The organism is Opitutus terrae PB90-1 (assembly GCF_000019965.1).
Classification (GTDB): Bacteria; Verrucomicrobiota; Verrucomicrobiia; order Opitutales; family Opitutaceae; genus Opitutus; species Opitutus terrae.
In genome coordinates this window covers 5201390-5214526 of record NC_010571.1, presented here as the reverse complement: position 1 = coordinate 5214526, position 13137 = coordinate 5201390, and the positions used below count along the sequence as shown (strand labels likewise).

The following is a 13137-nucleotide window of genomic DNA, read 5'->3' as shown; positions in this document are numbered from 1 at the left end:
TCAGCACGACGCGTTAAGGATAACGCGCCCTACCGACTATCCGAAGATCTCGTTCATCCGGGCGACGAACGCCGCGGGGGGCCGGGTGGGGCGGCCGTTGAGATCGCAGAAAGCGTGCGCACTGTTGCCCGTCGCGAGCAATTCCTCGTCACGAAACACTTCGTAGTCGATCCGGACCCGCAGGGTCGGCTTTTCGCGGATCGTGGCCACGATGGTCAACGTATCATCGTAAAGGGCCGGCCGACGAAACTTCGCCGCGACTTCCAGCACCGGGATGCGATAGCCATCGGCCTCAAGCTGCCGGTACGGGAAACCCTGCTCGCGGAGCAACTGCGTGCGGGCGACCTCGAACCAAGGCAGATAGTTCGCGTGGTAGACAATGCCCATCATGTCGGTCTCGGCGTAGCGGACCGTGACGGTGGCGCGGGTTTGAATCATGAGGAAACGAGCGGCCGGAACAGCGCTTCCGCGGATTGCTCCCAGCAGTTGCGCGTCGCCCATTCGCGACCTGCTGCGCCGAGTTGCTGGCGCAGCGCCGGATCATAAATGAGCTGCTCGAACGCTGCGGCGAGTTGGGCCGGACGATGCGGCGGCACGAGCAGGCCGGTGACGCCGTGCACGACGGCTTCGGAGACACCACCCACGTCGTGCGCCACGACCGGCAGTCCGTGAGCCGCGGCCTCGAGATAAACCAGGCCGAAACCTTCCACGCTAAGCCCGTAGTTGATGCTGGTCATCGCGAAGATGTCAGCCCGGTCGTAAACGCCCGCGAGCTCGTCGTCCGGCAGGTTGCCGAGGAACCGGACCGCGAGGTCCGAGCAGCGGCGCGCCGTATCGCGCACCAGCGTTTCGTAGCGGCTGCGCGACTGGCCGGCGACGATCCAGTATTCGAGCCGCGAGCGGAGGTGCGGCGACAGCATTTGCAGCGCCTTGAGCGTGTGCAGCTGACCTTTGCGCGGATGCAGCCGGCCGACGGTGAGCACCACGAGTTTTTCGCCCTGTCGCTGGTGCGAGGTGGGCACCACCGCGAAATCGGTGCGCAGCGCCCCGGGCGTGAGCATGATCTTGTTGGCCGCTTCGGGAAAATGTGTGAGCAGGAGCTCCTGCGTGTAGTTGGTCAGCGTCGTGACCCGGTTGGCGTGGCGAATCAACCGGCGGGCGAGCCCGCGGCGCCACGGGCTGTGGGCGAACTTGAGGATCTCCGAACCGTGGAAGGTCAGGACGAGTCGCTCCGGCCGGAAGGTCCGAAAAAACTGGAGCAGCATCATCGTGAGCATCGGACCGGGTTCCGGCAAGTAGACCACCGCGTACCGCAGCCGGCGGCGTTCGCGAATCAGCTGGCAGCCCAGCAGGAGCTGGCAGCCCCAGTCGTGGGAGCCCTTGATCGGCAGCCGGCGCAACCGGAACGGCCAGCGCTTTTCGGCGGCTTCCTTGCCGGCAGCCTGGGCCCAAACTTCGAGGTCGTAACCCAACGCCGCGGTGGCCTTGGCGATTTCTTCTGCGAACGTGGCGATGCCGCCGCGGGTAGGGTAGAACTCGTGCGTGATCAGGAAAACGGAAGGGGCGGCGGTGGTGGCCGAATCACTCATGCGCAGGAAGAGGCAGCAACAGGCAGCAAGTTGAAGAAGGGAACGCCATAGGTTTACGCCGGTCAACTGGCAATCACCCAGGCGCTCAGAACCAGACCATCTTATGTCGTTTAACGTTCCTGCCGTCCCGAGTCGCTCCCGCGCTGGTGCCAATTAGGGGTTTACATTCCAGCGTCCCGGACCAAATCTTCGTTCCCTTAATCCGATGCCCGAAGCACTCCCTCAAGGTCAGGCGAGCAACAAGCCGTTCCCAGTTTTGGCGAAACCGTTTTCCCCCGAGGATGAAAGCGCTTTGCGCGAGGCTTTGAAACGATGCTCGCCTTCGACCTTCGAGGCGGCGGTGCAATTCCGCAAGACGGGCAATCCGGAACACGTGCCCGCCGTGGTCATCGGCGTGATCGAGCGTTTCGTCGAGCCGGACCTGCGCACCAAGCTCAAGGATGCAGACGACGATCTGCGGCTGATCGAGGATCTCGGCATCGATTCACTGACGATGATGGAGATCGTCATCCTTGTGGAGGATGTGCTCCAGCTTTCGATCAACAACGACGAGCTGCGGAACCTGCGGACGGTTGGTGACGTGAAGACTTTCATCGATTGCAAGATTCGCGATCTGCCGTTGCCGAAACCGACCAAGTTTTTGCCGATCGAGCACATCGGCGCGGTGATGCCGATCCAGCCTCCGTTCCTGTTCCTGAACGAAGCCTCCGTCAGCTCCACCGGCGCGAACGGCAAGTACAAGATCACGGGGCAGGAGTTTTTCCTCCAAGGTCATTTCAAGGATAACCCGGTGATGCCGGCTTCGATCATGCTCGAAGCTCTTGGGCAACTCGCGGTGCTGTTCCTGCTGGAAGGGCTGAATCTCGAGCCGGGGAAGGTCGTCAGTCCCAACACGATTTTCTTCACGGGTTGTGAAGGCGTGCGCGCACATCGCATGTGCAAGCCGGGCGACATCCTCACGCTGTCGATCAAGCCCAAGCGGATGAAGATGCCGCTGGCGACGTTCGAAGGTGCGATTCGCGTTGGACAGGAGAAAGCGGCGATCGCGGAGGAGATTACGCTTACGTTTGGATTTGCGGATGCGCTAGTGAAACCGGAGCCCGAACCCGCGGTCGCTGCGACGCCGAGCGAAAAACCGCGGAGTGCGGAGAGCGGTGACACCCCGCCGCTACAAGCGGCGTTGGGCGCCTGAGCTGCGGTGCTTCCGGTGCACGGGCGTCTCGCCCGTGGATTTGCGGAAAACCGAGCCGCGTGCGGCATGCGCGCTCGTTCGACAGCCATCCCCGAAGGACTCTCACTTTCTGACATGGGCGGGACGCCCATGCCACGTGGCGCCTGTACGCGTGCTCTCGCGTTGACCGCGAGAATGGAAGTGCCTTCAGTCCAACGGCACCGCGCGCTGCGGAACCTTGCTCCCGGCGCCAAGTCCTGCCTGCTTCTCGTCTATGCCTCGCGTCTTCATCACTGGGCTGGGTTTCGTGACCAGCATCGGCAACGATGCTCCCTCCGTTGCGCGCAGCCTGCGTGAACTACGGCACGGTTTCGAACTTTACCCACCGTTCCAGAAACCGGAGATCCCGTGCAAGGTCGTCGGCACGATCAAGGAGTTTGGTGCCGATTCGACCGACCCGGAGGATTGGACGTTTCCGACGCGCTACAAAATCAAGCGCGAGCTGCTGCGCACGATGGCGCCCAACGGGTTGTTCGCCCACTGTGCCATGCTCCAGGCGATCGAGGATGCGAAATTGGCCGAGTCGGACATCGCGAATCCAGAGACGGGACTCTACGCGGCCTCGGGCGGTTCGCCGTTCCTGACCAATTACCATCATGAGCGGCTGGTAAAGCTCGGCGTGATGCGCTGCTCGCCGTTCGGGATCGTCGCGTCGATTGCGGGTACACTTAATTTCAACCTCGTCGCGGCCTTCAAGATCGCGGGCTCTTCATGCGGCTTCTCGTCCGCCTGCGCCTCGTCGGCGCATGCGATCGGTTACGCGTTCGACGATCTGACGCTCGGCCGGCAGAAACGCATGTTCGTCGTCGGCGGCGAGGACGGCAACACGGACGCCATCCTGCCGTTCGCCGGCATGCGCACGCTGTCGCTGCAGTCCGATCCGAACCTCGCCTCGCGGCCGTTCGATGTCGGTCGCGATGGCTTCGTCGGGACCGGCGGCTCCACGGTCATGGTGCTGGAGACGGAGGAGGAAGTGCAGCGGCGTGGGGTTACGCCCTACGCGGAAGTGCTCGGCTGGGGGCAGGCGTCCGATGGTTACAACGTGGCGATCTCGCATCCCGAAGGCGACGGCTCCGCGGCCGCGATGATGCGGGCCCTGCGCGCGAGCCAGGTGGCGCCCGAGCAGGTCGACTACGTCAACGCCCACGCCACCTCCACGCTGATTGGCGACGTCTCCGAGGCGCGGGCCCTGCGTACCGTGTTCCAGGAGGCCCGGCCGGCGGTGAGCAGCACGAAGGCGCTGACTGGACATGGTCTGTCGCTCGCGGGTGTGATGGAGACGGCTTTTTGCGCGCTCGCGATGCGCGAAGGTTTCATTCCCGGTTCGGCCCACATCCAGCAACTCGATCCTGCGTGCAAGGACCTGCGCATCCCGCTGAAGACCGAATCCACCCGGCCACGGATTGTGGTCAAGAACAGCAGCGGATTCGGCGGCGCCAATGTGGCCATCGTGTTGAAAAATGTGATCGCTTCGTGACGCGCCGGCCGGCCGCCGCCTCGCGGTGAACCGGCTTGCGTGCCTGCTCCCCGTGCCCAGCCAACGTCTCGCCGATCTTTACCGCACCGCCTTTGTCACGGGCGCGAGCGCGGGCCTCGGCCGCGCGTTTACCGAGATGCTGCTGGCGGAGGGCGTGCGCGTCTGGGGCACGGCGCGGGACACCGGTCGGCTGGCCGAGATGGCGTCGACGCACCCGGCGCAGTTCACGCCGGTCGTGCTCGATCTGGCGGACACCACCGCGGCCGTGGGTGCCTTTCAGCGCGCCCAGCAATCGGCGGGCGGCGCATTCGATCTGGTGATCAACAACGCGGGTTACGGCGTGTTCGGCCGGTTCGAAACCACGGAGTTCGCCGTGTGGGAAGCGCAGGTGCGGGCGATGCTCGGAGCGAGCATGCAACTGGCGCACGTGGCCTTGGCCGCGATGCGGCAGGCGAACCGCGGCTGTCTGGTCAACGTCGCCTCGCTCGCGGTGGAGTTTCCCCTGCCGTTCATGAGCGGCTACAATGTCGCGAAGGCGGGGCTCGCCGCGTTCAGCGAGAGTTTAGTGATTGAAACCAAGGGCAGCGGGATCACGGTCATCGACCTCCGTCCCGGCGACTTCCGGACCGACTTCAACCAATCCATGCAAACCGCCTCCGCCTCCTCGGCGCCGCGCGAGCCCATGCTCGATCGCAGTTGGACGGCGCTCGATGCGAATCTGCGCGCCGCGCCGCCACCGGCCGCCGCGGCCGCGGGCTTGCGGCGCGCGCTGCTCCGGCGGCGCAGTGGGACCGTGCGGCTAGGGTCATTTTTCCAGGCCAGGCTGGCGCCGCTGGGTGCGGCCTGGCTGCCGGCAGGATTGCGCCGTGCGCTGGCGTGCCGCTATTTCGGCATCTGACGTGGGCAAGCTGCGCATATTGGTGCTGACCTCCAGCACCGGCGGTGGCCACGATGCCCGCGCCGAGGCGTTCGCCGAGTGGTGCTTTCAGCTCTACCGGCACGATGTCGAGGTGCGGATCGAGCAGATGCTCGAGAAATCCTCATTCGTGAACCGCACCGGCGTGCGGCTCTACAACCGGATCCAGCGGAGTGCGCCGTGGGTGCACAAGCTGTTCTACGCGATCGTGGAACTGCTGAGCGTCATCAACCGACGCAACGTGGTGTTTGGCCATCGCTACTACGTCGAGGTGTTGCACCGCTACCGGCCGCATCTGGTCTTCAGCGTGCACGACTGCCTCAACCGCGGCTATTTCCAGCTCGCGCGGCAGATCCTCGGCGCCTCGAACGTCCGCTGTGCCACGTATTGCGGCGAGTTCTCCGGCGGGTGGGGCTACTCGCGCAACTGGATCGAACCGACCGTCGATCTCTATCTTTCGCGGACCGGCACCGCCCGCGATTACGCGGTGAAGTGCGGCCTCCCGGAGGAACGCGCCCGCGTGCGGGGATCGATGATGCATCCTCGGGCCTACCTCGAAGTGCTGAGCCCGGGCGAGCGGCACTCGTTCCTGACGCGGAAGCTCGGACTCGATGCCGACCGGTTCACGGTGTTCCTGGCGACCGGCAGCAACGGCGCCAACAACCACTTCGAACTGCTCGCCGGCTTGCTGCGGCACGCCGATCGCGTGCAGGCGATCCTGATCTGCGGGCGCAACAAGCAAGTCTACAATGACCTCGTGCAGTGGCGCACGGAGCACCCGGAGTTTTCCTGCTACATCGAAGGCTACTCGGATGTCGTGCACCTGTTGATGCAGGTCAGCGATGTGATTGTCACGCGCGGCGGCACCACCACGTGCGCGAAGGCGCTGCATTTCCGCTGCCCGATTGTGTTCAATGCGTTCGGCGGGATCATGCCGCAGGAGCAGCTGACCTGGAAATTTTTCCGCAACGGCGCCGGTTGCCGCAAGGTGGAGAGCGGCGAGGACTTCGCCGCGATCATCGATGAATGGACCGACAAGCCCGGAGCCTACCTGGTGGCGCGCGACAACTTCCTGCGGCTGCGCTACGAGGAGGATCCCACGGTCGTGATCGACGAACTTGTCGGCCTGGCCAACGAGGTGGCGCAGGTGAGATTGAAGCGCCGCGCATTCCCGCCGCCGAACGGGAATGGAAACGGCGGAAAGACCGCTTAGCGGGTTGTCAGGCACCTTCCATCAGCGGTTCTGAGGTGGGGCGGGCATTCCGCTGCCCGCCGGGGAAGTCGCTGGATGGTCGCGGCGCTCACGGAGTGAGCGCCCTACCAAGGCCGGACCAAAACGCACAACAGCCTCGAGCGATAGCGCGCTGCAGGCCGCCGCTGTCGACGTGGCCGCCAACTCTCCGCCTTGGCCTAGAGTTTGGCGTTGGCCTTTGAGCGGCCCGTAGATCGACCTGTGAGTCCGTGCTCGGACGTCAGTCGGAGATCCGCCCCACCATAGCTCGCGCGACAATCCGCTTGGCCGCGCGCGGACGAGGCCCTTAATTCGCCGGCATCTTGTCCGCTTCCGCGCCCGTCATCGCCTATCTCTTCACCACGTTTCCCAAATCGACGGAGACGTTCCTCCAGCGCGAGATCATCGCCATGCGCGAGCATGGCGTGACGTTGCAGCTGTATTCGCTGTGGGGTGGGGGCGATTCGTTTCGCGGGCTGCCGGTCACGCGGTTCAACAAATGGCGGCTGTTCACGTTGCTCTGGTGGATTCCGTATGAGTCGTGGCGGCGGCCCGAAGTGCTGCGGCAGCTGCTGCGCGGGCTATGCACGCGCCGCGCGCCGTCGTGGCTGAACTTTTGGGAGAACATGCTCGGGGCGGGCTTCGCCTGTCTCTTCGCCCGCGAGTTTCGGTCCCGCCCACCGGCGCTGGTCCATGCGACGTGGGGCGGTGCGCCCGCGACGGCGGCGTGGCTGCTGTGGCGGCTCGATGGACACCGGTTCACCGCGGCGGCGCACGCCTACGATATTTACGAGCATGGGGGCGACTGGTGGTTGCGCGAAAAGCTCGCGGAGGCGGCGTTGATTCACACCTCCACCGAGATGGCGCGGCAGGCGCTCGTCGCGCGCGGCGTGCCGCCCGAGCGGATCCATTGCATCCGGCGCGGACTGGATCGATTCCCCGAGCTGAAATCGCTGCGTGCGCATCGTGATCCGCTGCACCTCGTGTGCGTGGCGCGGCTGGTGGAGAAAAAGGGGCTCGCGCACCAACTGCAGATCTACGCGGCGCTGCACTCGGCCGGGATCGCGTTCGAGGCGCACGTCGTCGGCGAAGGACCGCTGCGCGCTGAGTTGGAGCAACAGGCCGGACGCCTCGGCATCGCGGCCCAGGTGACGTTCACCGGTCACCTGCCGCAGCACGAGGTCTGGACGCAACTCGCGTGGGCCGACGTACTCCTGCACACGGGCGTGATCGCGCCCAGTGGCGACCGCGACGGACTGCCCAACGTCATCCCCGAAGCGATGGCGATCGGCACGCTGGTGGTGACTTCGCCCGCGGCGGCCACGACGGAAGCCATCACCAACGGCGTCACGGGCCTCGTCGCTGCGGCCGAGGCCACCGAGGATTGGGTGGCGGCGCTGCGACAGCTCCGCACCGATGATGCGCTGGCGGAGCGGCTGCGCCACGCAGCCCGACGCTGGGTGGAGGAGAATTTCAACGCGCACGACAACGCCGGTCGGCTGCTCGCTCAGTTCCGCGCCGTGCTGGGAACATGATCTACTTCGACGTCACAAAAACCGCAGCCGTGCGTCACCGTTCAGGATTGGCGCGGCTGAGCGCGCGGCTGCGAGACGAACTCGGCGAGGCGGCCTCGGCCGGTTCCTGGCAGGAGTGCAGTGCGCGGGCCACGGCGGATGACTGGTTCGTCACCAGCGAGCTGTTTTCCGAAAGCGAGCGGCCGGGGTTCACGGAGTTTTTGGAGGCGCGGCGGTGTCGGACGGCCGCGATTTTTGCGGATGCGATCCCGCTGAAACATCCGCACATCACCTGGCCGCAGAGCGTGGCGCGGCATCCGCATTACCTGAAATTGCTGGCGCGGTTCGACCGCGTGTGGGCGATCTCGCAGGGGAGCCGCGACGAGTTGTGTGATTACTGGCGCTGGCTGGGGCTCGAGCGAAAGCCACCGGTGGAAGTGCTGCCCTTGGGCGCGGATCTCGCCGGCACGCCGCGCGTGGTGGCGCCGTGGCCCGCTCCGCGAGCACGGGCGCTGCTCTGCGTGGGCATCCTGGAACCGCGCAAAAACCAGCTGCTCCTGCTCAACGCCGCCGAGGCGTTGTGGCACGAGGGGCTCGATTTCGACCTCCATGTGGTCGGCCGCGTGAATCCTCATTTCGGCGCGCCGATCGTCGCGCGCGTCAAGGCGCTGCGCCAGGCCGGGCGCGCCGTGCACCATCATGCGGCGGCGTCGGACGCAGCGCTGTCGCAACTGTTCGCCACGGTGCGCGCCACCGTTTTTCCGACGATGGCGGAAGGTTGCGGATTGCCGTTGCTGGAATCGCTCTGGCAGGGCGTGCCGTGCGTGTGCAGCGATCTGCCGGTGCTGCGGGAGAACGCCGACGGCGGCGGCTGCTGGCTGGTGCCCACGGGCGATCCGATCGCGTGGGTGGACGCGCTGCGGATGATCCTCACGGACGACGCGCGGTGCCTGCAACTCGCGACCGAGGCACGGCAGCGGCCGCTGCCGACCTGGCGCGCCGCCGCCGAGCGATTGCGCGGCGGATTGAAATAATGGCTCGCGGTCGCGGCGTTTCGTCCCAAGAACATCGCGGCAACGACGTTCTCACGGAGGAGACGATGGAAAACATTCGACCAATCCAACCGCCCGCGGCACCCCCTGTGCCTCAAGATTCGGTGCGTTCGCTGGAACAGAAGAAACTGCAGGACCAGTGTTTGGAGTTGAACCGCCAGGCGATCGTGCCGGCGCCCGAAAGCAAAGCCGGCAAGGATTTCCGCGAGATCTTGGATTCGATCAAACCGTGACCGGTGGCGGCTGGGTTGCGCTCGCTTTCGAGAAGCGGTGTAGCCGGGCTCGTTGAGCCCGGTGTTTTGCCGCTGTGAGAAAACCCACCGAGGTCAGAAACCTCGGCTACAGGAGCCTCGAACAGCTCACAGCTTGCGCATGGCGTAGGCCATCGCCTCGCCGATCTTTTCCAACTGCTCGTCGGTGTGCATCGCCGACACGGCGGTGCGAATCAGGTCCTTGCCGGCGGGGACGGCGGGCGCGATCGACATGACCGTGAACACACCCTTTTCCATGAGCGCGCGCCAAAACGGATAAACGCGTTCCTTCGAGCCGAGCACGATCGGGACCGCGGGCGTTTCGCTGCCCCAGAGGTCCAGTCCGAGCCCTTTCAGGATAGAGCGATACTTGCGGGTGTTGGCCCAGAGGCGCTCCAAGTGCTGCGGCTCCGACTGCATGAGGTCAAGCGAAGCCTCGGCACAGCCGGCCTGGGCCGGGCTGATCGCCGCGCTGAAGATAGTCTGCTTCGAATGCGAGCGGAGATATTCGATCACCTCGCGCGACGCGGCGACGAACCCGCCGGTGCTCGCGAGCGATTTCGACATGCTGCCACAGATCACGTCAACCCGGTCGTTGACGCCGTGGTGATCGACCGTGCCGCGGCCCTGCCGGCCGAGGACGCCGAAGCCATGGGCATCGTCGACGACGCTGAAGAGGCTGTTCTCATCGGCGATGTTCAACAGCTCCGGCAGTCGCGCGATGTGTCCCTCCATCGAATAAACGCCCTCGACCACGAGCATCTTCGGCGCGTCGCTTTGGGTCGCGGCGATGACATTGCGCAGATCGTCCGGACTGTTGTGGGAGAACCGCTCGACGGTGGCCATCGAGAGCCGGATGCCGTCCCAGAGGCAGGAGTGAATGTTTTTGTCAGCGTAGACGACGTCGCCCTTCTGCGCAAACGACGCGACGCTCGACAGGCACGAGAGATAGCCTGCGGCGTGGATGTGGCACGCCTCACGGCCGAGAAACGCCGCGAGCTTCTCCTCGAGCTGAACGTGATAGGCGCGGGAGCCGTTCGCCGGTCGGGCTCCAGTCGTGCTCGTGCCCCATTTGGTCAGCGCCGCTTTGCCGGCTTCAATGACCTTGGGATGGAACGACAGCCCGAGATAGTCGTTGCTGGAGAGCATGATCATCTCGCGACCGTCGAGTTTGATCGTGCTGCCCTGCTGATACTCCATCGCGTGGTAGTAGGGCGCGTACTTCAGCCGCATCTTGGTCGCGTAATCGTCGCGGCAGCGCGCCAGAATGCCTTTCTTTTCTTTCAGGAAAAATGATAACGCCATGGATCGACGGCACGCTAGGTGCGACCCCCCGCATGGCAAACCGAAAGCCCGGTCGGCCGGCCCGCAATGTTCCGGCGAGGTGGCAGGAGCGTCTCGCCCGTGATCCGTACCTATGCGAGGGGGACTCCTGCTACGGCGCCGGCCAGCTGGCGAGCGCACGCGCCATTTCGACGTAGGTCACCGGTCCTTCGCGCGGGATGCGGTGGGTCAGAAAGAGAGCCAACAGCGCGAGGTTCCATATGATGGCGATCGCGATGATGCTTGCGACCGCGCGCTGCAGTCCGAGGCGGTCGCGGCACGCTTGCAGGATCGTAGCAAGGCCCACCGCGGCGAACAGCGTCGCCACCTCGAATCCGCGATGTCCGAACGACGAGCCCAGCCACCACGTCGGCCAGGCGGCATTGAGCACCACGATCAAGGCCAGGGAGAGTAGCCACCCCCGGCCTTCGCTGCGGCGCCACGCCCAACCCGCAAAGGCAACCACGCCGCCTACCAAGAGGGGGTGCCAGTAAAACCAGCCGTGTCTCGGCGAGGCCAGCACGTCGACCAGATGCAGCTGCGCGAAATCGAACTTTTCGCCGCCGTAGGAATACACCAGCCACGACCCGTAGAGAAGTTTCCAGGCCAGCACCTGCACGAGCACCGGCGCGGCTGCGCCTGCGAGCAGCCAGCCGGCCGCGGATGCTGTGCGCAGCCGGCGCACGAGCACCCACGCCGGCCACGCGAGATAGACCACAGCGACGTTGCGCGTGACGACGAGCAGGGCGGACGCGAAGCCGAGCAGCAGCCAGAGGCGTGCGCGCTGATCTCCATCCCAGAGGCGCAGCGCGAGCCAGAGCGTGAGCATCGCCAGCGCGAACACCTGGCTGTGGCTCAACGACAGCCGCGCACTTTGATAGTAGAGCAGCGGACTGGCGAGCCAGCTGGCGCACGTGGCGACAGTGGCGACGCGGAGCGGAAAGAACCGCGCGAGGATCTGTACGGCCAACCACAGGCCGCCGGCGGCGTAGAGTAGTTGACCAAGCCACACCGCCATGAGGTAGACCGGCTCGTAGCCGCTCGCATCGGGCGGTGCGAGCGCGTGCGCGACGAGAAAAAAGGGCAGGCTGCCGAAGGCCCAGCCGGGCGGATATTTGTTGGGCAGAAGCCCGGTAGCCGTGCGCGGTTGCGCCAGCACCTCGGCTTCGGCGCTCGCTGGCAACGTGCCGTGGCCGATGAGCTGATTGGCGAAATCGAGATCGCGATCGATAAGGACGGAAGGCAGCCACGCATAGTAGTGGCTGTCGTCCCAGCCCTGCAGCATCGGACGCCGCTGCGGGCCGAACATGTCCCATGCCGCCCAGACACAACCGCCGAGCGCGACGGCGAGGCACAACGCGAGGAGGCCGAGGGGCCGCCGGCTCAACGGCGAGGCAGGGTTCGCATCCATGCCAGCAACTCGCGGGTGTAGTCGGCCCAGGTCTTGAACGTGCGTTGGCGCGCCGCCGCGCTCAGCGCTTCGAGTTCGGCCGGCGCGGCCAGCAACCGGCCGATCGCCGCCGCCAAGCCGCTGGCGTCGAGCACGTCGAGCCCGACGCACCCACCGTCACGAGTGAGCTCGCCGACCGCTCCGTGTGCCGAACAAACGCAGGGCCGGCCGCGGACGAGACTTTCGACGACCGGCAGTCCGAAGCCTTCCGCGATCGATGGGTAGACGGTGAAATCACAGTCGGCGTAGGCCGCTTCAAGCAGTTCGTCGCTGACGGGCCCGGTGAATCGCAGCGGGCGGCCGGCGCTCTGCAGGGTCCGAATTCGCTGCTGCACCTCCGTGCCGCTCTGACGCGCCACGAAACCGATGAGCTGCAACTCGAAGTCTGCGCCCGCCCGCCAGAGTTGCTCGCACGCCGCGAGGAGCGCCAGGTGGTTCTTCCGGCCTTCGATTGTGCCCACGCTGAGCACCCCCGGACGCGTTCGTGGCGTCCGGGTGACGGATACGCGGGCGGCTGGCGGCTCGACGCCGTGTGGCAGCGCGAGGACGGGTGGAGGCTGGGGCACTTGCAGCCAACGCCAATACCCGAGCAGTGCGGCGCGGGAATCCTCCGACACCGCCACGATCCCGTCGAAATCCAGCAGTTCGCGCAGGTAATATGGAAACCGGCTGACCGTGCCCGGCGCTGTGAACTCGGGGAACCGCAGCGGCAGCGCGTCGTGAAACATCGCCACGCGCGGGCCGCTCGTTTGCGCGAACAGCGTCGGCAGCGCCGCGGCCACGTTCGCGGAAAACACCTCCGGCACGATCAGGCCCTCGCTGGGCGGGAGGGCCGCCGCGCCGCGACCGAAGCGGCGCCGATAGCGGCCGCGCCACTGCGCGATCCAGGGCCACCGCGCGGAGCGCCGGGTGGCGGGCGCGGCCCGGGAGTCGAGGCGGGCGAACTCCCAGCGCTCGAGTCCACGCCAGGCGTCGAGCCATGGATCGAAGCACACGGCCTGCGCTTGGTCTCCGAGTGCCGCGTGCAGCGAGCGCGCCACGCGCTGAATCCCCGTCCGCGCGGTCGAATGGCTGGTGTGCGAGAGATCGAGCAGGAACATGGC

12 protein-coding genes are annotated in these 13137 nt (G+C 65.9%); 7 read left to right on the top strand and 5 right to left on the bottom strand.

Annotation, left to right across the window (positions count from 1 at the left end; genetic code table 11):
• Positions 1–36: 36 nt before the first annotated feature.
• Together OTER_RS20290 and OTER_RS20285 are read right to left on the bottom strand one after the other, a co-directional pair.
• The gene (locus tag OTER_RS20290; RefSeq protein ID WP_012376820.1) at positions 37–438 is read right to left on the bottom strand and encodes an acyl-CoA thioesterase; all 402 of its coding nucleotides are present in this window, start codon (positions 436–438) and stop codon (positions 37–39) included.
• Positions 435–1589 (bottom strand): glycosyltransferase family 4 protein, encoded by a 1155-nt coding sequence (locus OTER_RS20285; RefSeq protein ID WP_012376819.1) that lies wholly within the window; start codon positions 1587–1589, stop codon positions 435–437. Before OTER_RS20285 ends, OTER_RS20290 begins: the two co-directional genes overlap by 4 nt.
• A gap of 205 nt (positions 1590–1794) precedes the next feature.
• On the opposite strand from OTER_RS20285, the gene OTER_RS26740 reads away from it, so the two are divergent.
• From OTER_RS26740 to OTER_RS26735, 7 genes are all read left to right on the top strand, one after another.
• The gene (locus OTER_RS26740; protein ID WP_012376818.1) at positions 1795–2781 is read left to right on the top strand and encodes an ApeI family dehydratase; all 987 of its coding nucleotides are present in this window, start codon (positions 1795–1797) and stop codon (positions 2779–2781) included.
• 253 nt (positions 2782–3034) lie between these two features.
• On the top strand, positions 3035–4297 hold the full coding sequence (locus OTER_RS20270; protein ID WP_012376817.1) for a beta-ketoacyl-[acyl-carrier-protein] synthase family protein: 1263 nt from the start codon (positions 3035–3037) through the stop codon (positions 4295–4297).
• 52 nt (positions 4298–4349) lie between these two features.
• Complete coding sequence (locus tag OTER_RS20265) at positions 4350–5195, top strand: SDR family NAD(P)-dependent oxidoreductase (RefSeq protein WP_044891915.1); 846 nt, start codon at positions 4350–4352, stop codon at positions 5193–5195.
• Between the two features lies 1 nt (position 5196).
• The gene (locus tag OTER_RS20260) at positions 5197–6426 is read left to right on the top strand and encodes a glycosyltransferase (protein WP_012376815.1); all 1230 of its coding nucleotides are present in this window, start codon (positions 5197–5199) and stop codon (positions 6424–6426) included.
• Between the two features lie 341 nt (positions 6427–6767).
• A complete protein-coding gene (locus OTER_RS20255) occupies positions 6768–7979 on the top strand; it encodes a glycosyltransferase family 4 protein (protein WP_012376814.1) in 1212 nt (403 codons plus the stop codon).
• Complete coding sequence (locus OTER_RS20250; protein ID WP_012376813.1) at positions 7976–8992, top strand: glycosyltransferase; 1017 nt, start codon at positions 7976–7978, stop codon at positions 8990–8992. Before OTER_RS20255 ends, OTER_RS20250 begins: the two co-directional genes overlap by 4 nt.
• Before the next feature lie 107 nt (positions 8993–9099).
• A complete protein-coding gene (locus OTER_RS26735) occupies positions 9100–9243 on the top strand; it encodes a hypothetical protein (protein ID WP_237702396.1) in 144 nt (47 codons plus the stop codon).
• 126 nt (positions 9244–9369) lie between these two features.
• Here OTER_RS26735 and OTER_RS20240 read toward each other — a convergent pair whose 3' ends face one another.
• From OTER_RS20240 to OTER_RS20230, 3 genes are all read right to left on the bottom strand, one after another.
• Positions 9370–10566 carry an aminotransferase class I/II-fold pyridoxal phosphate-dependent enzyme gene (locus OTER_RS20240; RefSeq protein WP_012376811.1) on the bottom strand — a complete coding sequence of 399 codons (1197 nt, stop codon included), beginning with the start codon at positions 10564–10566 and terminating at the stop codon, positions 9370–9372.
• Positions 10567–10696: 130 nt separating this feature from the next.
• On the bottom strand, positions 10697–11995 hold the full coding sequence (locus OTER_RS20235; RefSeq protein ID WP_044891913.1) for a hypothetical protein: 1299 nt from the start codon (positions 11993–11995) through the stop codon (positions 10697–10699).
• Entirely contained in the window at positions 11968–13134 is a 1167-nt protein-coding gene (locus OTER_RS20230) for a glycosyltransferase (RefSeq protein ID WP_012376809.1), read from the bottom strand. The genes OTER_RS20235 and OTER_RS20230 overlap by 28 nt, the downstream gene beginning before the upstream one ends.
• Positions 13135–13137: the final 3 nt, after the last annotated feature.

What these genes read in the sequence shown, in the direction of transcription:
- OTER_RS20290 (WP_012376820.1), bottom strand. Translation starts at nt 438, where the DNA reads ATGATTCAAACCCGCGCCACCGTCACGGTCCGCTACGCCGAGACCGAC.
- OTER_RS20285 (WP_012376819.1), bottom strand. Translation starts at nt 1,589, where the DNA reads ATGAGTGATTCGGCCACCACCGCCGCCCCTTCCGTTTTCCTGATCACG.
- OTER_RS26740 (WP_012376818.1), top strand. Translation starts at nt 1,795, where the DNA reads ATGCCCGAAGCACTCCCTCAAGGTCAGGCGAGCAACAAGCCGTTCCCA.
- OTER_RS20270 (WP_012376817.1), top strand. Translation starts at nt 3,035, where the DNA reads ATGCCTCGCGTCTTCATCACTGGGCTGGGTTTCGTGACCAGCATCGGC.
- OTER_RS20250 (WP_012376813.1), top strand. Translation starts at nt 7,976, where the DNA reads ATGATCTACTTCGACGTCACAAAAACCGCAGCCGTGCGTCACCGTTCA.
- OTER_RS20240 (WP_012376811.1), bottom strand. Translation starts at nt 10,566, where the DNA reads ATGGCGTTATCATTTTTCCTGAAAGAAAAGAAAGGCATTCTGGCGCGC.
- OTER_RS20235 (WP_044891913.1), bottom strand. Translation starts at nt 11,995, where the DNA reads ATGGATGCGAACCCTGCCTCGCCGTTGAGCCGGCGGCCCCTCGGCCTC.
- OTER_RS20230 (WP_012376809.1), bottom strand. Translation starts at nt 13,134, where the DNA reads ATGTTCCTGCTCGATCTCTCGCACACCAGCCATTCGACCGCGCGGACG.